Source organism: Flavobacterium suzhouense (assembly GCF_042684765.1).
In the GTDB taxonomy this organism is placed as follows: domain Bacteria; phylum Bacteroidota; class Bacteroidia; order Flavobacteriales; family Flavobacteriaceae; genus Flavobacterium; species Flavobacterium suzhouense.
This window is the reverse complement of record NZ_JBHUMD010000029.1, coordinates 70,629-92,841: the sequence shown is the minus strand read 5'-3', so window position 1 is coordinate 92,841 and position 22,213 is coordinate 70,629. Positions and strand designations below refer to the sequence as shown.

At 37.7% G+C, this 22,213-nt stretch carries 17 protein-coding genes; 6 read left to right on the top strand and 11 right to left on the bottom strand.

The genetic code is table 11. The annotated features are described in order from the left end of the window. Positions 1 to 10: 10 nt before the first annotated feature. The 4 genes from ACFSR3_RS15360 (at position 11) to ACFSR3_RS15345 (ending at position 4,955) form a co-directional block, all read left to right on the top strand. Complete coding sequence (locus ACFSR3_RS15360; protein WP_379822235.1) at positions 11 to 1,612, top strand: RagB/SusD family nutrient uptake outer membrane protein; 1,602 nt, start codon at positions 11 to 13, stop codon at positions 1,610 to 1,612. A gap of 10 nt (positions 1,613 to 1,622) precedes the next feature. Then, positions 1,623 to 2,648, top strand: a complete 1,026-nt coding sequence (locus ACFSR3_RS15355) for an IPT/TIG domain-containing protein (protein ID WP_379822233.1) — start codon at positions 1,623 to 1,625, stop codon at positions 2,646 to 2,648. A 98-nt stretch (positions 2,649 to 2,746) separates the two neighbouring features. Continuing rightward, positions 2,747 to 4,006: a glycoside hydrolase family 27 protein gene (locus tag ACFSR3_RS15350; RefSeq protein ID WP_379822232.1), complete on the top strand. Its 1,260-nt coding sequence runs from the start codon at positions 2,747 to 2,749 to the stop codon at positions 4,004 to 4,006. Beyond that, positions 3,990 to 4,955 carry a glycoside hydrolase family 5 protein gene (locus ACFSR3_RS15345; RefSeq protein WP_379822230.1) on the top strand — a complete coding sequence of 322 codons (966 nt, stop codon included), beginning with the start codon at positions 3,990 to 3,992 and terminating at the stop codon, positions 4,953 to 4,955. Before ACFSR3_RS15350 ends, ACFSR3_RS15345 begins: the two co-directional genes overlap by 17 nt. A gap of 91 nt (positions 4,956 to 5,046) precedes the next feature. Here the strand turns inward: ACFSR3_RS15345 and ACFSR3_RS15340 are convergent, their stop codons facing one another. The 3 genes from ACFSR3_RS15340 to ACFSR3_RS15330 all read right to left on the bottom strand — a co-directional run bounded on the left by ACFSR3_RS15340 (position 5,047) and on the right by ACFSR3_RS15330 (position 7,493). Then, entirely contained in the window at positions 5,047 to 5,730 is a 684-nt protein-coding gene (locus ACFSR3_RS15340) for a response regulator transcription factor (RefSeq protein WP_379822229.1), read from the bottom strand. Between the two features lie 3 nt (positions 5,731 to 5,733). After that, positions 5,734 to 6,531 (bottom strand): sensor histidine kinase, encoded by a 798-nt coding sequence (locus ACFSR3_RS15335; protein WP_379822228.1) that lies wholly within the window; start codon positions 6,529 to 6,531, stop codon positions 5,734 to 5,736. A gap of 608 nt (positions 6,532 to 7,139) precedes the next feature. After that, entirely contained in the window at positions 7,140 to 7,493 is a 354-nt protein-coding gene (locus tag ACFSR3_RS15330; RefSeq protein ID WP_114756890.1) for a hypothetical protein, read from the bottom strand. 307 nt (positions 7,494 to 7,800) lie between these two features. On the opposite strand from ACFSR3_RS15330, the gene ACFSR3_RS15325 reads away from it, so the two are divergent. Beyond that, positions 7,801 to 8,352 carry a phage tail protein gene (locus ACFSR3_RS15325; protein WP_379822226.1) on the top strand — a complete coding sequence of 184 codons (552 nt, stop codon included), beginning with the start codon at positions 7,801 to 7,803 and terminating at the stop codon, positions 8,350 to 8,352. On the opposite strand, the gene ACFSR3_RS15320 is transcribed toward ACFSR3_RS15325, so the two are convergent. Further along, entirely contained in the window at positions 8,353 to 9,381 is a 1,029-nt protein-coding gene (locus tag ACFSR3_RS15320) for a hypothetical protein (RefSeq protein WP_379822224.1), read from the bottom strand. A 61-nt stretch (positions 9,382 to 9,442) separates the two neighbouring features. Here ACFSR3_RS15320 and ACFSR3_RS15315 point away from each other — a divergent pair, with 61 nt between their 5' ends. Continuing rightward, positions 9,443 to 17,248, top strand: a complete 7,806-nt coding sequence (locus ACFSR3_RS15315; protein WP_379822223.1) for a T9SS type A sorting domain-containing protein — start codon at positions 9,443 to 9,445, stop codon at positions 17,246 to 17,248. 369 nt (positions 17,249 to 17,617) lie between these two features. On the opposite strand, the gene ACFSR3_RS15310 is transcribed toward ACFSR3_RS15315, so the two are convergent. From ACFSR3_RS15310 to ACFSR3_RS15280, 7 genes are all read right to left on the bottom strand, one after another. Beyond that, a complete protein-coding gene (locus ACFSR3_RS15310) occupies positions 17,618 to 18,286 on the bottom strand; it encodes a response regulator transcription factor (RefSeq protein WP_233506612.1) in 669 nt (222 codons plus the stop codon). A 9-nt stretch (positions 18,287 to 18,295) separates the two neighbouring features. Beyond that, positions 18,296 to 19,051, bottom strand: a complete 756-nt coding sequence (locus tag ACFSR3_RS15305; protein WP_379822221.1) for a sensor histidine kinase — start codon at positions 19,049 to 19,051, stop codon at positions 18,296 to 18,298. Continuing rightward, positions 19,003 to 19,668 (bottom strand): hypothetical protein, encoded by a 666-nt coding sequence (locus tag ACFSR3_RS15300; RefSeq protein ID WP_379822220.1) that lies wholly within the window; start codon positions 19,666 to 19,668, stop codon positions 19,003 to 19,005. The genes ACFSR3_RS15305 and ACFSR3_RS15300 overlap by 49 nt, the downstream gene beginning before the upstream one ends. A 398-nt stretch (positions 19,669 to 20,066) precedes the next feature. After that, the gene (locus tag ACFSR3_RS15295) at positions 20,067 to 20,450 is read right to left on the bottom strand and encodes a YchJ family protein (RefSeq protein WP_379822219.1); all 384 of its coding nucleotides are present in this window, start codon (positions 20,448 to 20,450) and stop codon (positions 20,067 to 20,069) included. A gap of 2 nt (positions 20,451 to 20,452) precedes the next feature. Beyond that, positions 20,453 to 21,037: a chemotaxis protein CheB gene (locus ACFSR3_RS15290; RefSeq protein ID WP_379822218.1), complete on the bottom strand. Its 585-nt coding sequence runs from the start codon at positions 21,035 to 21,037 to the stop codon at positions 20,453 to 20,455. After that, complete coding sequence (locus tag ACFSR3_RS15285) at positions 21,019 to 21,828, bottom strand: CheR family methyltransferase (protein ID WP_379822217.1); 810 nt, start codon at positions 21,826 to 21,828, stop codon at positions 21,019 to 21,021. Before ACFSR3_RS15285 ends, ACFSR3_RS15290 begins: the two co-directional genes overlap by 19 nt. 5 nt (positions 21,829 to 21,833) lie before the next feature. After that, complete coding sequence (locus ACFSR3_RS15280) at positions 21,834 to 22,199, bottom strand: response regulator (RefSeq protein ID WP_379822216.1); 366 nt, start codon at positions 22,197 to 22,199, stop codon at positions 21,834 to 21,836. Positions 22,200 to 22,213 lie beyond the last annotated feature (14 nt).

The window sequence follows — 22,213 nt, the reverse complement described above, 5'->3', positions numbered from 1 at the left end:
AACTGTAACAATGAAAAGAAGATTTCTTAACGGATATAAAATATTAGGCCTGATAGCAGTATTTAGCCTTGGTGTTGCTTCCTGCTCGGAAGAGTTTGCTAACAGGCCACCTGAAGATCAGATTACACTTGACAGCTATTATAAAACAGATGCTCAAGTGGAATCTGCGACTAATGGTATGTATGCCAGAACATGGTTCCAGTTTAATAATAAATTCTTTTATGCTGTTTCTGAGGTAGGTTCAGGTAATATGTATACAAACTCATCGGATGTAAACGCAATGCGTACATTTGCAATAAACGGAAGTGACCCGGAACTGGTTCAGGGATGGAGATCTTTATGGTCAAACATACAACAGGCAAATGCGCTTATTAATTTCCTTGAAGAGCGTGTTGACCCCAGTGTAAACCCTGCAGTCGTACAAAACACTCTTGGGGAAGCTTACTTTATGAGGGCTACAGCATACTTTTACCTTGTAAGATTATGGGGACCTGTGCCAATTATTGAAAATAGTCTTGATTATGTAAATCAACCTGAATTCCCAACAAACAGAATTGAAGATGTTTACACGTTGATTGAAAAAGATTATAAAGAGGCTATAGACAGGCTATACGACAAAACAAGAACCAATGCTTATGTAACAAACAAAAGGGTTTCTAAAGGTTCTGCAAAAGCCATGCTTGCTAAAGCTTACCTATATATGAAAAACTATGCCGGTGCTAAACAAATGGCAGAAGAAGTTATTAATAGCGGTGAGTTTAAACTATTGGGAGGTACTTCACTTCCCGGAAAAACTTTTGGTGACCTGTTTACTTACCCGAATAATAATAATGAAGAATCTATCTTCTCATTACAGTGGGTAAATGATGGTAATTATGGTTCAGGTAATAACTGTAATACACAGTTTGGTATCAGTACATCTGCACTTACTACTTCAAATACAAGTTACGGTGGTGTATTTGCTCCTTCTCAGGATGTTATTAACCTTTATGACCCTCTTGATAAAAGAAGACATGAAACCATAATGTTCCCGGGAGATACTTATCCTACGATGAAAGTACTGGTTAATGGAGGAAAAACAGAGCAAATGGGATTCACAGTACCTTCAGCTGAAGATATCGGTGGACAAGGTTCTGGGGTTGCTATCAAAAAGTACTGTATCGGTATTGAAAATGGTGACCAGACAGGAAGCATAGACGGATGGGCTATGATGCAAAACTGTACATATATTATGCGTTATGCAGACCTTTTACTAATCCATGCCGAGGCAGTTCTTGCAGGTGGTGGAAGTACTTCTGATGCAGCAGCACTTGAGTCGTTCAATGCTGTAAGAAACAGAGCCGGATTAGAGAGCGTTACAAGCATTACTCAGGACGATATCTTCCTTGAGAGAAGAAAAGAGTTATGTTTTGAGGGTGATTATTGGTTTGACCTTGGAAGAATGCCAAGAGCACAAGCTATTGCAATTATGGGAGCACAAAACAGAGGCAACATGTGGACTGCAGAGTTCTATACTCCTTCTGAAAGCGATTTCTACCTGCCTTACCCTGATAATGATGTGGCTAAAAATCCACTATTAATAGAACCTCCTGTACCTTATGAATTTAATTAATTAAAGAATTATGAAAAATTTAAAAAATAATTTTACGCTATATATACTTGCTATAGTTGCAGTATTTATAAGCCTTACATCATGCAGTGATGATGATGCAAAATCAGGAGCTCCAACTATCGAGAGTGTAAGTTATGCTTATAACGATTCGTTAGTTGATCAGGGTTACGCCAAAAATATGTATATCATCAGAGGTAAAGGATTTACTGATACTCAGAAAATTTACTTCAATGAAACAGATACTTATTTCAATTCAACACTAGTTACAGATGAGGTGATCATTGTTACTATCGACGAACATACGCCGTATGAAAATGCCAGTGATGAATTAAAAGTTGTAACCCCTAAAGGAACCGCAATTTATCATTTCATAGTAGCTCCACCTGCTCCAGAGGTTAAAAGCTTTCAGCCGGTAAATGCTGCAGATGGCGAGCAAATCACTATTTATGGTAACTATTTTCTTGACCCAATTGTAACTGTTGGCGGAGTTCAGGCAGAAATTGTATCCAATTCATTAACACAAATCGTTGCTATATTACCTCCGGGTTCTCAGCAAAAATATGTTCAGGTTAAAACCATTTCAGGTAAAAATGAATGGAATACAGCTATAGGCACTGCTATTTATGATGATGCTTTCTATTCTCCTTGGACAATTGAAGACTGGAATAACCATGTATATGTAACTGACCTTGCTAATGCTTACCAGGGGACAACCTTCATCAAAAAAGAGATCAACGGATGGGATAACATTCAGGGTAACTGGGCTTGGGATGAAAACATTTCTCAATATGACGGTATTAGAATTGCTGTTCGTTCGGATGATGCCGGTAAACTTGTGTTCATTTTCAATGGTCAGTTTTGGGGTGATGCCACTCACGCATTCAACACAAGTACCGAGTGGACAGAATACCGCTTTACTTGGGCAGAATTAGGAGGACAGCCACAAGCACTTCAAAACATTTCTTTCCAGGAATTCACAGGTTCAAAACATAACTATTATTTTGACAACATAGGTTATTTTAAAAATGACCAGTAATATTTTATAAATTGTTTTTTGTAGCATTCCCCGGAGTCAATTCGGGGAATGCTTTTTAATAAAGAACAGAAACCAATAAACATTACCATCAAATTTCCATGAAAAAATTATTCTATTCACTATTATGCGTTGCTTGGGCAGGTGCTGCTCTTGCACAAGGAAACAACTACGTTCAGGACTATACAAAATATCAGGGGCTGGCCATGACACCACCTATGGGCTGGAACAGCTGGAACAAATTCGCCTGTAATGTCGACGAAAATATGATCAAAGAAATGGCAGATGCTATGGTTTCAACCGGTATGAAAGATGCCGGTTATACATATATAAACATTGACGACTGCTGGCATGGCGATCGGGACGAGAAAGGTTTTATCCACCCTGACCCTACCCGATTTCCCTCAGGAATGAAAGCGCTTGCTGACTATGTACACAGTAAAGGACTAAAACTTGGAATCTACTCTGATGCAGGATCTCAAACCTGCGGAGGCAGACCCGGAAGCCGTGGATATGAATTTCAGGATGCCTTAACCTATGCCCAATGGGGTATCGATTATATTAAATATGATTGGTGTAATACAGAAGGTCTTAAAGCTGAAGGCGCTTATAAAACAATTACTGCTGCTCTTAAAAGAGCCGGACGTCCAATTGTTTTAAGCATATGTGAATGGGGTACTGATAAACCATGGGAATGGGGACAAAATGTAGGTCATTTATGGAGAACAACTGGAGATATTTATAACTGTTTCGACTGTATTAAGGATCATGGCACATGGAAAGCTTTTGGTGTAATGCAAATTCTGGATATGCAAAAAGGATTACGTCAGTATGCCGGCCCGGGACACTGGAACGACCCCGACATGCTTGAAGTAGGAAACGGAGCGCTATCTCCTGGTGAAGACAGAGCGCATTTTACAATGTGGGCAATGATTGCGGCACCTCTTATTGCAGGAAATGACCTTAGAAATATGTCTGCTGAGACACGTGAAGTATTAACAAACAAAGAAGTTATTGCTTTAAACCAGGACAAATTGGGGATACAGGGTTTTAAAGTATCTGAAGAAGATGGTTTGGAAGTATGGGCTAAACCTCTTGTTAATGGCGACTGGGCAATTGCCTTTTTAAACAGAAGCACTACCGCAAAAAAAATTGATTACAACTGGGCATCTCAAAAGGTATATGATGAGATCAATAAACTTGACGCTGCTTTCAGTTCTACTACATACACCTTTAAAAACCTTTGGGATAAAAAAGATAAAGGAACTAGTACTAAAAAGGCTCTAAAAGCAGATATACCTGCACACGATATTCTTACGCTTCGCCTTACCAAAAGAAATAAGCATGAAAAAAATTATTAAAACAACAATTGCGGTACTTTTTATCAGCCTTGGATGTTTTGCACAAACTGTAAAACAACACGGTCAACTAAGTGTAAAAGGAACTCAGATTACTGATAAAAATGGAAAGCAGATTACCCTAAGAGGTATGAGTTACGGCTGGCACAGCTTTTGGCCGCGCTTTTATAATGCTAATAGTGTTAAGTGGCTTAAAGACGATTGGAATGTTACAATTGTTAGGGCCGCGATGGGAATTGAAACAGGATCTAAAGGACTTACTTATAAAGAAAATCCTGAAGACTCAAAGGCAAAAATAAAAGCTGTTATTGATGGAGCTATAAAAGAAGATATCTATGTAATAGTAGATTGGCATAGTCACAACATCAATCTGGAAGAAGCTAAGAAATTCTTTGATGAAATATCTAAAGAGTATGGAAAGTTTCCAAATGTTATTTATGAAGTATTTAATGAACCTGATGACGAAACGTGGCCTGAAGTAAAAGCATATAGCGAAGCTGTTATAAAAGTTATCAGGAAAAATGATCCGGACAATATTATCCTTGTCGGATGCCCTCACTGGGATCAGGATATTAATTTACCCGCTGCCGACCCAATAAAAGGATATGACAATTTAATGTATACAGTTCATTTTTATGCTGCAACACACAAACAGGAATTACGTGACAGAACTGATGAAGCCATAAAGAAAGGTCTGCCAGTTTTCGTCTCTGAATGTGCCGGTATGGAAGCAACAGGAGATGGTCCTTTAAATACTGAAGAATGGCAAAAATGGATAGACTGGATGGAAGCCAGGGGAATTAGCTGGGTTACCTGGTCAGTTTCCGACAAAGATGAAACATGCAGTGTCTTAAAACCTTCAGCATCTTCTAATGGAAAGTGGAAAGAAACTGATCTTAAAGAAAGTGGAATTAAAGCTCGTAACTATTTACGTAAGCTTAATAAAAAATAAGTTGAGTTAGTTTATTTGGGTCAGAATCGTCAGGAGAAAATTCTTCTGGCGATTCTTTTTTTAAGAAAGAAAATCTTATCCCTGGTAAATGTTAGTCCAACAGGCTTTCTAGTGTAACATATTCATTATTTATAGCATAAATAATGAGTCCTATCATATTTTTACATTCGGTTTTGCGTAGTAAATTATTTCTGTGACCTTCAACAGTTCTCACACTTAAAAATAGTTTCTCGGCTATTTCAGCACCACTATGTTGCTTACAAATAAGTTTTAGCACTTCTATTTCACGGTTAGTAAGCTGCTCATCCAGATACCTGCTCTTCGTTTTTTTCTTTGGAGATATTAGATATTCATGGATTACCTGAAGTACATCATCATTATAATAAAAACCATTATCATATACTTCAGTAATGGTAGTCATTAATTCCTGTGGCGTGGTATTTTTAACCAGGTATGAAGCTGCCCCAACTTCTATCATATTAGCAACAAACGAACGGGTGTTATAACTGGTAAGTGCAATGATCTTAATATCAGGAAACTCATCATGTATTATCCTTGTCGCCTCTACCCCATTCAGGACAGGCATTTTAAGATCAATTATTATTATGTCAGGATTTGTACCATTTCCAGCATTCTCACGTAAAAAAGAAACAAGTTCTTCACCGTTTGAAGCTTCAAATATTATATCTATATTCTTTTTGCGTTGCAACAAAAAAGAAATTCCTTTTCTGAATAAGACTTCGTCATCTGCTAATGCAATTTTGATATTTTCCATAATCTAAAAATTAAATACCACGTTAATTCCCTTGTTAACAGCCGAATTTACTTTTATAGACCCTCCAAGAAAAATTATACGGCTTTCGATATTTTTCATTCCAAGGCCTGTCTTTTTATTTCTTACAGCCTTACTGTCAAAACCTTTCCCATTATCAGAATAAGTGCAAACGGTTTTACTTTCCACACTTTCAAATTTTAATGATATTAATGACGCATTACCATGTTTTATAGAGTTGTTGGTTAATTCCTGTATTATCCTAAAAACGTGAAGGTGCTTATTTTTATCTTCTTCATTAAACTTAACCCTGTTATCATACTGAACTTCAATAGATTTTGTACTGTTAATCTCGAAACAAAGCTCTTCGATACCCGCATCAAGTCCAAACTTATCTAATACAGGAGGTAAAAGATCATGTGCAAGCCTCCGGGAGTTATTTAGAGTCTTGCCTATCATATTTATAATATTACCTGTAATTTCCGTAATTTCCTGATGGGTAAGATCAGGTGTAGTTAGCATATGGCTATTTAATGAAACTATATTAAGTTTAGAACTTATGTCATCATGCAAATCCTGGGCAATACGTTTGCGTTCAGTTTCCTGAACTTCAAGGGTAGCGAGAATAAGATCTTTTTGATATTCATTTTCGAGTTCTTTCTTTTCAAGTTCCTTTTGAAATATTTTCTTTTTTGAATAGTGAAAAAAAAGCAACAATATCGTCCCCATAAAGAACATTAGGAAGATACCGGTAATAATTATCAATCCCGTCTGGTTGGCCTTAGATAATAAGTCTGTTTCCATTCCCACAAAATTAACAATTGATAGACAATAAATAATAAAGCATTTATATTCCAGATAAAGTTACTCATTTCTTGGTTGAACGACACCACTGAAGCTGCCGAAACAAATATCAGTAAACTACTAATAGAATAAATGAATATACCGATAACTACATAATGAAATTCGAGTTGTTTCGAAATAAGCTCAAAAAGATACATTACAGCATATACCACCAATAAGCAGGTGGCAACCAACAAACCTATAGAATTAAACTCATAATATAGATCCGGTAAAAAACAGTATTGAATAATAAACCCTACAACAGCTATCGGACTGGCATATAAAACTATATACCTCTTCCAGGAATTTACATCTGAAAAAAGCCTGAAAAAAAATAAACTCAATAATATAAGTGGCAAAAATAAATAGTATGTGGCTATAAAATGATTATTCAAATTTTGTGCTGCATAAACCTCTGTGACAGTTTGCATAACAAAAACACAAAAAAGGTATACAACAAAAGCTTTATAGGCTTTTCCTTTTTGGGAAAAGCCTATAGAATAAACAATTGTATTTATTAGCAGGATACAATGTCCTACATATGATAACAATTTTAATAAATACATTTATTACCCGTTATTCAATACACTATTATTATCGCAAGCGTTAGGACAAGGTCTTGTCATATCAAAGATGCTATAATTTTCAGGTGTTCCTGGTAACAAATCTATATAAGTATCTGTAGTTGCATCATACTTAGTACCAACGAACATAAGCTTTTCAACTCCATTATCGTCAACTCCTAAATAACCTCTAACAAATTCTATTGGACCTTGTGCAAGAATACCCGAAAAATCATCAGCAGGGATTAAAAATGCGTGAAGTTCTTTATGCGCATTATAAGTACCTTCTACTCCTCTCCATGTTTTAGCATAACGGATTGCATCTTCTAATGAAATTGTGTCTGATTTTGTTTGTGCCATATTATAATTTATTTAATTGGTTTTCAATAGTGTAAAACTAACTTCGGTTTTGTTTATTTCAACAGCAAATTAATGCTTTTAGTAATAATCTTAGATTATCAAAGATAAAATAATTATTAAGTAATTATTTGCAAGATTCTTTATTTTTTGAATTATAAAACCTACGTATAATCGATATAGTACAAAAAAACATCTTTTTTCTGATTAAAAAACAGGTAAATCTACTCGGTTTTAGCTTTAACACATTATCTAATTTAGCCACAAACAATTAAACCAAAATTATTAACTTATAAAAGACCAAAGAATTATGGAAGAATTTATTGGAATCGTAAAATTATTCGCAGGAAACTTTGCTCCAAGAGGATGGGCTCTATGCAATGGACAACTTTTATCAATATCTCAAAACACAGCTTTATTCTCAATTTTAGGAACAACTTATGGCGGTGATGGCCAAAGTACTTTTGCTTTGCCAAATTTACAGGGTAATACAGCTATTGGCGCAGGTACAAGCAGATTAGGCACAACTTATGTACCCGGACAAGTAGCCGGAACTCCTACAGTAACTCTTAATACATCACAAATACCATCTCACAACCATACTGGTCAAATTTTTGTGAGTAATACAAACTCAAATACAGGTACACCTACAGCAGGTACTGTACTTGGAATACCAGGAACTACTCAGGGAAGAGACTTTGTGGCCAGTTTAGGATATACAACTGCAACACCAAATGTTAATATTGCTAATTCTGTAACGGTAGGACCCACAGGAGGAAATCAGCCTTTTAGTATAATGCAGCCATATCTTGCTATGAACTATATTATTTGTCTTGAAGGTATTTTTCCTTCGCGTAACTAATTACTGCTCCTGAAGGTTATATAACCATTTCGGCATATCACTAAAGTCATAAACAAGCTGAATATGTGAATTGCCGGCCAGATTTAACAAAGACACAATACAGTATGGATTAGTAATCAATGATTCAGCTGTTGTTAATTTAATATCATCAAGGATTGTTACTCCGGTATAAATACAAACGTCAGGATGATTACTGAATTCTGCCGGTAAAGGATAAAAGGAACTAACAATTTTAGAATCATTATTAACCTGATTAACAAACAGTTCTTTATTTATTGTAAATAATCTGTCAATAATCTTACGGTATTCATAGGGCTGCAATTTATTGTAGCCCTTTGGTATATCCGCAAATTTGCTAACAAAAGGCTCATAGGCAAAGAACGAATAGCCAAAATCGATATGTATTTCCTGCGGGATTAGTATTGCATGAGTCGGCATTTGTGGAGACAGGTTTTTAACTATAGCTACCTGTGGTTCTAAAGTAAGGCCATAATGCATGGTCTCTGATACAACAAGATCTACAGGAAAATGCTCTGGTATAACATAGGTTGTAGCATCGGCAATTGCATAATCCAGGCTATAGCCGTTCAGTCCTAAAATATCTGTGAGATTACGAACTGATTCAATAGAAGCTGCATTGATGTCCAGAAATATTACGGACAATCTATTTGTATCAAACAATGGCAGCAATGGCAGAATAAGAGTGGCGTAAGGCCCTGTACCTGCATATAGTATATTAATAGTTTTTGTTGGGAAATCATCGCTAAGCTTATTTATAGCTTTATGAACCCCTTTGATGAAAGCGACAGTTCGAAAAAAATCATCAACGCAGGCTGCGGCATGAAGGCCTGATAAAGCAACGCCGCCTTTAACTGCTACTTCATTATCCTGAGTAAGATACTCATTCGAAGTTACCAGTTGAGCATAAAAATCTGATAGCCTCTCTGCTGACGATATATAATCTTCGGGTGTTTGGGCTTCAAGTATAGAACTAACAATAAATTCACATTTTTGAATATAACTATTCATATATTTTAAATTTTAAGTAAATTTCTGCGCAATATACAACGATTAACTTAACCCCTTACAAATGAAAAAATATTACTTACTAATTTTATTTCTTCTCTTCTCTACTGCGAGCCTTATGGCACAGACAACGGAGACTTTTGAAGATGAAACGGTCGACGGTGCCACAACTTTTACTGATAATGGCCAAAGTTTTACCATTACAGGAATGAATGGTTATACTTTTAGTATACAGGCCTTCTATCTTGGTTTAGGATATGGATGGAATGGAAGTACACCAGACGATATATTTATTGACAACAGTTCCTCCGTAACTCCTTTAGGAGGTAAAAAATTTTCGATTAAAACTACTAATAATGCAGTTTTTACTCTTAAAAGTTTATGGCTCTATCTAACACGATCAGACGGATCTAATTTTAATGTAAGCGGATCAACATTGACTATTGAAGGTTTTTTAAATGGTGCGAGTCAGTTTACTGCCACAACATCCAGCGGTTTTTTAACCGGTGTGGGTTCGACAAATGGTTTCAGGCTAATAGACATGACAAATTTTGGTAATGGCAGTGTTAACAACTCGAATACAAACATTAATGAGTTTACCGTAACCACTACCGGGACAATAGATTATATTGGTATGGATGCTATGAGATGGCAGACAATAACCGGCCCAACCATAACTACATCCGGTACGCTTAGCAATTTCACTTCATGTTCAGGAGCATCTTCATCATCAGCAAGTTTTAATGCATCGGGAGCTGCCCTAACAGGTAATATCACTGTTACGGCACCTACCGGTTATGAAGTTTCATTATCTTCAGTCAGCGGCTTTGGATCCAGTGTTACTTTAACACCTAGCGGTGGAACAGTAGCATCAACCCCGATATACGTAAGGTTAAGCTCATCTGCATCAGGCAATCCAACTGGAAATGTTACCTTAACATCTTCCGGAGCAACACAAAAAAATGTCGCTGTAACCAGTACAATAACACCATTCCCTAATGTTACAGCACATCCTCCGGCAAGATCAATTTGTGCAGGAGCCAATACAACATTTACTGTTACAGCATCTAATACTACAGTGTATCAGTGGCAGGTAAATACAGGGGCAGGATTTACTGATATTAGTAATGGTGGTGTTTATTCCGGGGCAACAACTTCTGTTCTTACAATAACAGGAGCAACTATTGGAATGAATGGTTATCAATATAGAGCAAGAGTGATAAACGGCTCATGCTCAGACAACTCTAACAGTGCTGGCTTAACAATACCAACCATAAGTGGTACAACCGTTGTAACCAATGTTGCGTGTAATGGAGGTACTACAGGAGCAATTAACCTTACTCCTACTGGTGGAACAGGACCATATACGTTTAACTGGGGTGGTGGTGTGACTACTGAAGACAGAACAGGACTTAGTGCAGGAGCTTATTCGGTTACTATTACCGATGCTAATGGCTGTACAGGAACAGTAAACCCAATAGTAACACAACCACCGGCATTAAATGGGACAACAGTTGTAACTAATATTGCATGTTTTGGTGGCAATACCGGATCAATCAACCTTACTCCTACAGGAGGAACAGGACCATATACATATGACTGGGGTGGCGGAATTACTACTGAAGACAGAACAGGACTTACAGCAGGAAATTATTCGGTAACTATTACCGATGCAAATAGCTGCACAAAGGTAATTAACGTAACAATAACTCAACCGTCTTCAGCAGTAAGCGGAACTACTGTAGTAACTAATGTGTCTTGTTTTGGTGGCAACAATGGAACGATTAACCTTACACCTACAGGAGGTACAGGACCTTATACTTATAACTGGGTAGGTGGTGCAACTACTGAAGACAGGACATCACTTACAGCGGGAAGCTATTCGGTAACAATTACCGATGCCAACGGATGTACAGGAACGATAAGCGGGATTACCGTTACTCAACCGACCTCAACTGTAAGTGGAACTACCGTTGTAACCAATGTTGCATGTAATGGCGGAACTACAGGAGCGATTAACCTTACACCTACAGGAGGTACAGGCCCTTATACTTATAACTGGGGTGGTGGCTTTACTGCTGAAGACAGAACAGGCCTTGCAGCAGGAAATTATTCTGTTACTATTACTGACGCTAATAGCTGTACAGGAACTGTAAATGTTACAATCACTCAACCTACATCGCTTAATCTTGCTACAGGTGGAGGTAAAAGCGATGTTTCTTGTAATGGTGGCGCTAACGGAACTGCGACTGTAGCTCCGACCGGTGGTACACCTGGTTATACCTATTCATGGAATACAACACCGGTTCAAACAACAGCAACAGCTATGGGGCTTACAGCAGGCAATTATACTGTAACTGTAACCGATGCCGCTAACTGTCAAGCTACAAGATCTTTTACAATTACGCAGCCTACAGCGCTTAGTACCATTGGATCAAAAACCGATGTTTCTTGTAATGGTGGCGCTAACGGAACTGCGACTGTAGCTCCGACAGGTGGTACACCTGGTTATACATATTCATGGAATACGACACCAGTTCAGACAACTGCAACAGCAACAGGACTTGCCGCTGGAACATATACTGTAACAGTAACAGATGCCAGTAACTGTCAAGCTACGAGATCGTTTACGATTGACCAACCGGCAGCAGCGCTTAATGCAGCTACAGGTGGGAATAAAACTGACGTTTCGTGCAATGGAGGTTCTAACGGATCCGCTACTGTAGCACCAACAGGTGGTACTCTTCCATATACTTATTCATGGGCACCAACAGGTGGTACTGGTGCAACCGCATCAGGACTTGTAGCAGGTACTTATACTGTAACAGTGACCGATTTTAATAACTGCCAGGCAACAAGAAGCTTCACTATAACACAGCCTACAGCTATTACCGCCACTACATCTAAAACTGATGTATTATGTAATGGTGGTGCTACAGGAACTGCAACTGTAACTGCATCAGGAGGTACACCATCATATACCTATGTATGGTCACCAAGCGGAGGTACGGCTGCTACAGCAACAGGACTCACCGTAGGTAACTATAGTTGTGTTATTACTGATGCCAACGGATGTTCTATAACTAAAAACTTTACGATTAACCAGCCTACAGCATTGGGTGCCACTACATCTCAAACTAATGCAACCTGTTCAGCAGGTGGTGACGCTTCAGTAACACCATTTGGAGGTACTCCCGGTTATACATATCTTTGGTCTCCATCAGGAGCTACAACTTCGAGTGCAACTGGCTTAGCAGCCGGATCTCATAGTTGTGTTATTACCGATGCAAATGGATGTACTGTTACTAAAAACTTTGTGATTAGTACTACAAATACTTTAGTAGCATCAACGTTCCAAACTAATATATTATGTAATGGTACTAATACAGGTTCTGCAGGAGTAATACCTTCAGGAGCTCCGGGACCATACACATATATATGGTCTCCATCAGGAGGAAATGCAGATACAGCAACTAACCTGGCTGCAGGTACATATAGTGTTCTTATTACAGCATCTAATGGCTGCTCTATAACTAAAAACTTTACTATAACACAACCTACTGCTCTAGTAGCAAGTGCGGGAGCACAAACAAACGTAAGTTGTAACGGAGGATCTAATGGATCGGCTACTGTAAACGCAACAGGAGGAACAGGAGGTTATACTTATTCATGGACTCCGACAGGCGGTACTGCGGCTACAGCTACAGGTTTAGCAGCAGGTACTTATACTGTTACCGTTACAGATGCTAACCTTTGCCAGAAAACTCAAACTTTTACCATAACTCAGCCTGCAGCCCTAGTGGCTGGTATTGGAGCACAAACAAACGTAAGTTGTAATGGTGGCTCAAATGGATCGGTCACAGTAGCCGTGACTGGTGGTACAGGAACTTATACTTATCAATGGTCTCCAGTTGGTGGTACTGCAGCAACAGCTTCTGGACTTGTTGCAGGAACTTATACTGTAACAGTTAAAGATGCTAATAACTGCCAAACTACACAAAGCTTTACTATAACACAACCAACAGTTATTACTGCCACTACATCTAAAACTGATGTATTATGTAATGGTGGTGCTACAGGAACTGCAACTGTAACTGCATCAGGAGGTACACCATCATATACCTATGTATGGTCACCAAGCGGAGGTACGGCTGCTACAGCAACAGGACTCACCGTAGGTAACTATAGTTGTGTTATTACTGATGCCAACGGATGTTCTATAACTAAAAACTTTACGATTAACCAGCCTACAGCATTGGGTGCCACTACATCTCAAACTAATGCAACCTGTTCAGCAGGTGGTGACGCTTCTGTAACACCATTTGGAGGTACTCCCGGTTATACATATCTTTGGTCTCCATCAGGAGCTACAACTTCGAGCGCAACTGGCTTAGCAGCCGGATCTCATAGTTGTGTTATTACCGATGCAAATGGATGTACTGTTACTAAAAACTTTATGATAATTACTACAAATACTTTAGTAGCATCAACGTTCCAAACTAATATACTATGTAATGGTACTAATACAGGTTCAGCGGGAGTAATACCTTCAGGAGCTCCGGGACCATACACATATACATGGTCTCCATCAGGAGGAAATGCAGATACAGCAACTAACCTGGCTGCTGGTACATATAGTGTTCTTATCACAGCATCTAATGGCTGCTCTATAATTAAGAACTTTACTATAACACAACCTACTGCTCTAGTAGCAAGTGCGGGAGCACAAACAAACGTAAGTTGTAACGGAGGGTCAAATGGATCGGCTACTGTAAACGCAACAGGTGGAACAGGAGGTTATACTTATTCATGGACTCCGACAGGCGGTACTGCGGCTACAGCTACAGGTTTAGCAGCAGGTACTTATACTGTTACCGTTACAGATGCTAACCTTTGCCAGAAAACTCAAACTTTTACCATAACTCAGCCTGCAGCCCTAGTGGCTGGTATTGGAGCACAAACAAACGTAAGTTGTAATGGTGGCTCAAATGGATCGGTCACAGTAGCCGTGACTGGTGGTACAGGAACTTATACTTATCAATGGTCTCCAGTTGGTGGTACTGCAGCAACAGCTTCTGGACTTGTAGCAGGAACTTATACTGTAACAGTTAAAGATGCAAATAACTGCCAAACTACACAAAGCTTTACTATTACACAGCCATCTATTTTAGTTGCCACTCCTCTTGCACAAACTAATATCGCTTGTAATGGAGGGGCTACGGGGTCTGCTACGGTAGCGGTAACCGGTGGTACAGGAACTTATACTTATGTATGGGCACCTACAGGTGGAACGTCAGCTACGGCTTCGGGATTAACCGCAGGGACCTATACCGTAACCGTTAAAGATGCAAATCTTTGCCAGACAACTCAAACTTTTACCATTACACAGCCTACAGTTTTAGTTGCATCAGCATCATCTCAAACAAACGTAAGTTGTAACGGAGGATCAAACGGATCGGCTACAGTTACTGCTACAGGAGGTACAATGCCATACACCTACTCATGGGTTCCTGCAAGTGGTAGTTCGGCAACTATTACCGGTAAACCTGCCGGAACATATGTTGCAACAGTAACCGATGCTAACGGATGTACATCAATGCAGAGCTTTACCATAACACAACCTACAGCACTTACTGCTACTACAACGCAAACTAACGTTTCTTGTTTTGGTGCTAATAATGGTTCTGCTACAGTTATTGTAAGCGGAGGTACAGGAACTTATACCTACTCATGGAATACAACACCGGTACAAACTACTGCCACTGCTACCGGATTATCCGCAGGTAACTATACAGTAACTGTTACAGATGCTAACAGTTGTACAATGACTCGTAATTTTACCATTACAGGTTCGTCTGCACTAACAATTACTCCAACACAGACTAATGTTTCTTGTAATGGAGGTACTAATGGTACTGCAACTGTTGCGGTAACAGGGGGAACAGGAACATATACATATTTATGGTCTCCATCTGGCGGTACTGCAGCTACAGCTACAGGATTAGCTCCAGGAAACTATTCAGTAACAGTAACAGATGGTAATGGTTGTACAGGCTCACAAAGTTTTACAATTACACAACCAACATTACTTGTACTTAATGGAACATCAACTAACATAAGTTGTAATGGTACTTCAAATGGTGTTGCTACAGTAACTCCAACGGGAGGTACAGCTCCTTATACATATTCTTGGGCCCCTTCAGGTGCTACTACACCTTCAGTAACCGGACTATCCGGAGGAAACTATACTGTAACTGTTACTGACGCTAATGGATGTGTGAAAACACGTACATTCACTATATACGAACAAACACCGATAGTAGTCACTTCTGTAAAAACAGATGTACTTTGTCATGGAGCTACAACTGGTACTGCTACAGTATCTGCTACTGGTGGAGTACCAAACTATATGTATGCATGGTCTAATGGCGCAGGAGGCCCAACGGTAAATGGACTTGCCGCAGGTACTTATACCTGTACAGTTTCTGATGCGCTTGGATGTTCTGTTGTCCATACAGTAACTATTACATCTCCTGAAGCTATTGACGTTGTAGTAACTCAAACGAATGTATCTTGTTCAAGCAATAATGATGGAGCAATTTCTTTAACTGTATCCGGAGGTGTTGGACCTTATACATACCAATGGACACCGGCCTCATTAGGCACTACACCAACAGTTAGTGGACTTAGTGCAGGAAATTATAGTGTAACAATTACTGACGCAAATGGATGTACAGCGGTAAGAAATCTTTCAGTTACACAGCCTTCAGCTATAACCTTTACACTTGCCATAAACAATGTAACCTGCTATGGCGCAAGTAACGGTACAGTTGATGTTACATCGGTAACTGGTGGTACACCTCCTTACATTTTTGGATTAGATTCAGCAAATGGTGGATCCCCGGACCCACTATATCTTGCTGCGGGAGACTATACTTTTACAATTTATGATGGTAGTGGATGTATATCTACTCAAAACTTTACGATAACCCAACCGGACCAAACGATAGTAACCACTCAGCCACAAAACGTGACGACCATAGCAGGCAACACAATTACATATATGACTGCTGCTCAAAATGCAAGTGGCTATCAATGGCAATACAGTACTAATGGAACCGACTGGAATAACGTAGTAGATGGAGGAACAACCCCAACTTATTCAGGTGCTACAACTGCTACGCTTACTGTAACAGATGTTCCTTATAACTTCAATGGTTACACTTACAGAGTAGCTTTAAGTGCAGGCGCTGGCTGTACAACGTATACTAATAATGCATCATTAACTGTTAACAATGTTCTTGAGGCTATTAATGATGATTTTAGTGCAAACGAAATCTTGCAGACTGAAGGTGGCATTGCAGGAGACGTTACAGCAAATGACTTGTTTAACAATCAACCTGTAAATGACTCTGATGTTACGATAAGTGTTGTTGACAATGACGGATTAATTGGTGTTACCATTGATGGTGATGGAAACCTAATAGTACCATCAAACTCAACTATCGGAACTTATACTATTACTTATAGTATATGCGACAGTACAGATTTAACTAATTGTAGTACTGCAGAAGCTGTTGTAGTGGTAACTGGAATTTCCGGATTAGATGATCTTACTAAACTAGAACTTAATTTATATCCTAACCCTGCAACAACAACTGTGTTTATTAAAATTCCTGGTTTTGAAAATCATAGAAATATGAAATTAACTATCCATGATCTAAATGGAAGATTAATCAAACAAAACTTTATAACCTCAGAACTGCAAAGTGTAGATATTACTGGTGTTGAATCAGGTATTTACCTATTCAGAATTACATCAGATACTTCTGAGACCACAAGAAGAGTTGTTATTGACAAAAAATTCTAACTTACAAAAGTTAATTAATTTATACTTAAACAAAAGGGAGCTGTCATTTTTATGACATCTCCCTTTGCTTTTATACCTAACCAAAGTATATAAAAAAAGAGCAGCGACTTACTACCACGCTGCTCTCATTTAATTAATCCGACAACTTAATCAGATTCCAATATCTCAACAAGCAGGCGATATATCACCTTTGGGGGCGAAACAGTACTATTTATGGGGGGGCTAAAAATGACTGCTAACCTGCTTGTTTTTGGTTATATTTAATAATTAATTTCTTATATAAAGAACAGTCAAAGATCATAATAATATATAGCATACAACAGGTAGAAATTACCTGTTGCATTAAAACAGGTAATTATACGTACTCCCTTATATTATGGGCAATTCATCAACTTTAATAATACTCTGCTGGATTGCGTAAATAACCAATCCGGCAATATTTTTTGCTCCTGTTTTAGCAAAGAGATTATTCTTATGACCTTCAGTAGTTCGTTGAGTGATATGCAGCATATCTCCTATCTCTTTAGCCGTTTTCTGTTGGCATATTAATTTCAGTACTTCCAATTCTCTTTCAGATAACAATTCATCCTCCTGTAACAAGGGTTTGGGTACCTTAGCTGGTATTTGATCCCTTAAAACAGCCAATTGATCTTCTTTAAAGAAATAGCCCTGCTTGTGTACCGTACGTATAATGTTTACAAGCTCTAATGGTGAAATACCTTTGGGTAAAAAAGCAGATACTCCGCTTTTAAGCATAAATCCCATAAAGAACTTCTGATAATGAGAAGAAATAATAATTACCTTAACATCCTTATAATTCTCTTTTATCAAATGTGTAGCTTCTATTCCATCCATCCCCGTCATCTTCAAATCAAGCAATACTATATCTGGTAAAACATTTGTGTCGGTCATTTTTTGCAATAACTCTTCACCACTATGAGCTACAAAAATTACATCAAATTCTTCAATGGATTTGAGATAATCTTGTAAAAGACCCACGATTAGTGCATCGTCATCCGTTATAGCAATATTTACCATACTCACTTTTTATTTAAAAATTCCAAAAACTATTACAATCGTTCCTTTTCCTTTAACAGATTTTATTTTATAGGTTGCTTTGAGATATTCAATCCTAAGTTCAAGATTCCTTAACCCTATTCCCATTTTCTGTTCATTTACACCAAAACCTCTCCCATTATCACTCAGCGTCAAAGCAAAGCTTGTTTGCGTCAAGCGTAGCTGTACATCTATTGCGTCTGCTTTAGAATGCTTAATAACATTCATAAGCAACTCCTGCGCTACACGTAAAATCTGTATTTTGAATCCGGGTTGTAAATCATCATCACGTCTGTTATCATTAATAAAATTGATAGAATATCTTTTACTCCATGGTAAAAAAACACCATCAATCAATTCAGAAATACCCGTAAATTCTAATAAAGGAGGTGTTAAATCGTGAGATATCCTCCTGGCTTCATTCATCACTTCCTCTAAAAGCAGATTTATTTCAGAATCCGAAGCATTCAATTGGTTTTTCATCTTAATTACAGCCACTTTCCCTATTAGACTATCATGAAGATCTGCCGCAATTCGTGCACGTTCTTTTTCCTGTGCCTGCAACCCTGCTTCCATCAGTTTTTTATGATGTTCCAGTTTTAGTTCCCTTTCACGCAAATTAGCTTCAGTCATGCCTTTATAGCCTGCATACAATATTCTTACAACCAGAAATACTATTGTTGCAATTAGCGCTATCGTTATTGAGATCCAAAGGGCAATAACTTTTGGGTCCTGCCATTTTTCCATATTGAGTATGTTAAATAGGAATAGAACATTAATATGGTTATTGATATGCCAAACCAAAAATAGAACTGGTATCCTGATGATCTGTTTATGATAAAATTAAAAGGGAGAAAGAAAACGAGATTGATCGAAAAAAAAGCTATCAATACAGCATTCAGTCTAAAATTATCCCATTTAGCCTCAAAAACATTTACTTTTTCATGAATGTAAGTTAGAGCCAGAATGATAATTACAAAATCGTCTACCACCTTAGCATAAGATTGATAACCAGCCATGTTATTCCTGTCGAATATTAGTATCTCATAGACTATATATATAAATGCCGATGAAAATAAAAATAAGACCCATGGATGTTTTGCTTTTAAAAAATACCTAAAATAAAAAAAGGTAAACATTGTCATTTCCAATAGGCTGTAGAATAACAGGCCTATTAAGTTATTACCTGTAGTGCCTAAAATTCTACTCATAATATCTACCAAAACCATAGCCAGTAAGTACCAGCTTACTCCCTTATGCGTAATATCTAAGGATTTATAATTGAGCATACCCAGCAAAAAACCGATACATGGCATGCCAAGACACAAAAGCGTAAAATGTGACAAGAATTCATAAAATGTCATTAACCCGGAAATTAAAAGAAATTAATAAATTGTAAGCTCCTATTTCCTCTACAGTTTATTAAAAAAACACTGACCAGAGGAAATAAAGAATCTGTAATAAATACAATTTATAGTTTCTAAATTTCGGTTTATAGAATACATTTTATCTGTATTAGAATTAATACAGCTTTGTTTGATTGGTAAGGTCATAGTTAATTAATTTATGGTTAAACCGATAAAGGGGGAACTTAATCTAACTACCACAAAATTAACCTTTTTTTACTGACAAAACCAGTATTTTAAGATAAAAAACTCTTAATGTTTTATTACCCATTTCTTTAGTAATCACTGTACTTCCAGAATAAATTTAAAGTAACAGGAAAAATTCTCACAATTAGAAAGAAAGACAATTTCTATTTTTATTCCGGATATACTCCTTTTTCATAATACCAATTTTCATTTTCCAATATGAAAAATGATTTTTCATGATGAACCTGTGCCTTGAGGCGATAATCCAGGTAATAAGCTTTAAATTCTACAGTGAAATCTGTGGCTTTTAATATCTCCAGCTTAATCCATTGATTGCTTTTAGCCCATTGCAACATATCAGGTTTGCTATGATATCTACGTTCTTTTGGTGCGGTAGTCTGCCATAGATAATCTGCATCATGTACAGCATAAGCACTATAACGCGAACGCATCAAAGCTTCGGCTGTTGGTGCTTTTTTTATTCCAAGTATATAGGGCTGACAGCATTCCGAAAACAACAAGCCTGAATTACAATAGCATTTAATATCCGACATTTTTATGAATTGATATGAAGTATAAAATTAAGTATTCCTTTTACATCAAGAACATAATGTGGACTGGTATTTTCAATAGCATTCATTGGCATGAAAGGCATTTGAGCACTTTCAGGCATCTGGACAACAATAGCTCCTCCTCCCCTTTTTATAGCAAGTAATCCCTCTGTACCATCGGAATTTGCTCCAGACAATAGTATACCCACAAGTGCAGGGCCATATACCTCCGCAGCCGACTCAAATGACACATCGATGCTTGGCCTGCTGTAATTTATTTTTTCAGATGTATCAAGGGATAAAACATCATTAGTTTCAAAAAGTAAGTGATAATCCGAAGGTGCTATGTAAATAAAACCGCTGCGTAAAGGAGTCTTATCTTCAACATCCATCAAAGGAATATCGGTTTTGTACGAGATAAGCTCTTCAAGGGTTGAGTCTTCCGCACTTTTACGATGCAAAACTAAAACTATGGCAAAATCAGGAACAAATGTTAGCTTAGGCAGTAATTCCATAAGAACTTCTAGACTTCCGGCAGAACCACCTATTATAAGTACCTTACAACCTTCTATTACTCTGCTTTTTTCCATATTTTGTCTTTGTTAACCTGCTTAAATCTTTTTTGTAAAGATGAAAACTTAAGTGTTTCCTTAGTTCCAAGAGCGAGATAACCTAATTTAGCAAGGCTATTATCAAACAGAGTAAATGCACGCTCTTGTAACTCTTTGTCAAAATAAATCAGCACATTTCGGCAAAGTATAATATCAAATTCGTTAAACGAACCATCAGACACAAGATTGTGTTCTGAAAATACCATTTTAGCAGACAGATCACTACTGAATTTTGCAAAACCATAATTGGCAGTGTAATAATCAGAAAAGTCTTTTTTTCCTCCGGAAATTCTATAATTCTCAGAATATTGCTTCATCATCTGTAAAGGGAAAATTCCTTTTTTGGCAGTATCTAACACTACAGGATTAATATCTGTTGCGTAAATAAGTGATTTTTGCAACAAATTGGCTTCCTGAAGCAATATTGCCATTGAATAGACTTCCTCACCTGAGGCGCAACCGGCATGCCAAAGCCTTATAAAAGGTTTTGTAGCCAACACAGGTATAATTTCCTCCCTTAATACCTTATAAAATAAAGGATCACGAAACATTTCTGTCACATTTACCGTGATCTCTTCTATCATACGCTTAAAATATGTGGGTTCGAGCCTGATTTTTGTAAGCATCTCTCCCAGATTATTAAAACCATCTAACTGGTATAAACGCTCAACGCGCCTTTTTAAAGAAGCCCGGGAGTATCCGCTAAAATCAAAACCGTGGTATTCAAATACTTCATTTATCAATACCTCAAGTTCACGGTCATTTATCATAACTTTTAAATAGTTCTAAGTATCTCTAATAATTTGTCAACGTCAATAGGCTTTGAGATATAGGCATCTGCTCCAGCCTCAATACATTTCTCCCTATCTCCTACCATTGCCTGCGCTGTCACAGCAATAACAGGCATTTTATTTCTACCGGGTAGTTGCTTAATCAATGGTATAGCCTCATAACCATCCATTTCGGGCATCATCATATCTAAGAGTACAGCATCAATCTTTTCATTACTCCTCAGTACTTCCAAAGCCTCTTCAGCACTAAGACAGGACAAACAATCAAACGACCTGGCCTTTAATGTAGCTGTTAACGCAAATATATTACGGGAATCGTCGTCAACAATTAAAATCTTTTTTCTTTCCATCTTTAGTCGTTTAT

Bases quoted from the DNA above. Each gene is read 5' to 3' on its own strand.
- ACFSR3_RS15300 (WP_379822220.1), bottom strand. From the start codon at position 19,668: ATGACATTTTATGAATTCTTGTCACATTTTACGCTTTTGTGTCTTGGC.
- ACFSR3_RS15350 (WP_379822232.1), top strand. From the start codon at position 2,747: ATGAAAAAATTATTCTATTCACTATTATGCGTTGCTTGGGCAGGTGCT.
- ACFSR3_RS15280 (WP_379822216.1), bottom strand. From the start codon at position 22,199: ATGGAAAGAAAAAAGATTTTAATTGTTGACGACGATTCCCGTAATATA.
- ACFSR3_RS15295 (WP_379822219.1), bottom strand. From the start codon at position 20,450: ATGTCGGATATTAAATGCTATTGTAATTCAGGCTTGTTGTTTTCGGAA.
- ACFSR3_RS15360 (WP_379822235.1), top strand. From the start codon at position 11: ATGAAAAGAAGATTTCTTAACGGATATAAAATATTAGGCCTGATAGCA.
- ACFSR3_RS15285 (WP_379822217.1), bottom strand. From the start codon at position 21,828: ATGATAAATGACCGTGAACTTGAGGTATTGATAAATGAAGTATTTGAA.
- ACFSR3_RS15355 (WP_379822233.1), top strand. From the start codon at position 1,623: ATGAAAAATTTAAAAAATAATTTTACGCTATATATACTTGCTATAGTT.
- ACFSR3_RS15315 (WP_379822223.1), top strand. From the start codon at position 9,443: ATGAAAAAATATTACTTACTAATTTTATTTCTTCTCTTCTCTACTGCG.
- ACFSR3_RS15325 (WP_379822226.1), top strand. From the start codon at position 7,801: ATGGAAGAATTTATTGGAATCGTAAAATTATTCGCAGGAAACTTTGCT.
- ACFSR3_RS15330 (WP_114756890.1), bottom strand. From the start codon at position 7,493: ATGGCACAAACAAAATCAGACACAATTTCATTAGAAGATGCAATCCGT.
- ACFSR3_RS15335 (WP_379822228.1), bottom strand. From the start codon at position 6,531: ATGGAAACAGACTTATTATCTAAGGCCAACCAGACGGGATTGATAATT.
- ACFSR3_RS15305 (WP_379822221.1), bottom strand. From the start codon at position 19,051: ATGGAAAAATGGCAGGACCCAAAAGTTATTGCCCTTTGGATCTCAATA.
- ACFSR3_RS15320 (WP_379822224.1), bottom strand. From the start codon at position 9,381: ATGAATAGTTATATTCAAAAATGTGAATTTATTGTTAGTTCTATACTT.
- ACFSR3_RS15340 (WP_379822229.1), bottom strand. From the start codon at position 5,730: ATGGAAAATATCAAAATTGCATTAGCAGATGACGAAGTCTTATTCAGA.
- ACFSR3_RS15345 (WP_379822230.1), top strand. From the start codon at position 3,990: ATGAAAAAAATTATTAAAACAACAATTGCGGTACTTTTTATCAGCCTT.
- ACFSR3_RS15310 (WP_233506612.1), bottom strand. From the start codon at position 18,286: ATGGTAAATATTGCTATAACGGATGACGATGCACTAATCGTGGGTCTT.
- ACFSR3_RS15290 (WP_379822218.1), bottom strand. From the start codon at position 21,037: ATGGAAAAAAGCAGAGTAATAGAAGGTTGTAAGGTACTTATAATAGGT.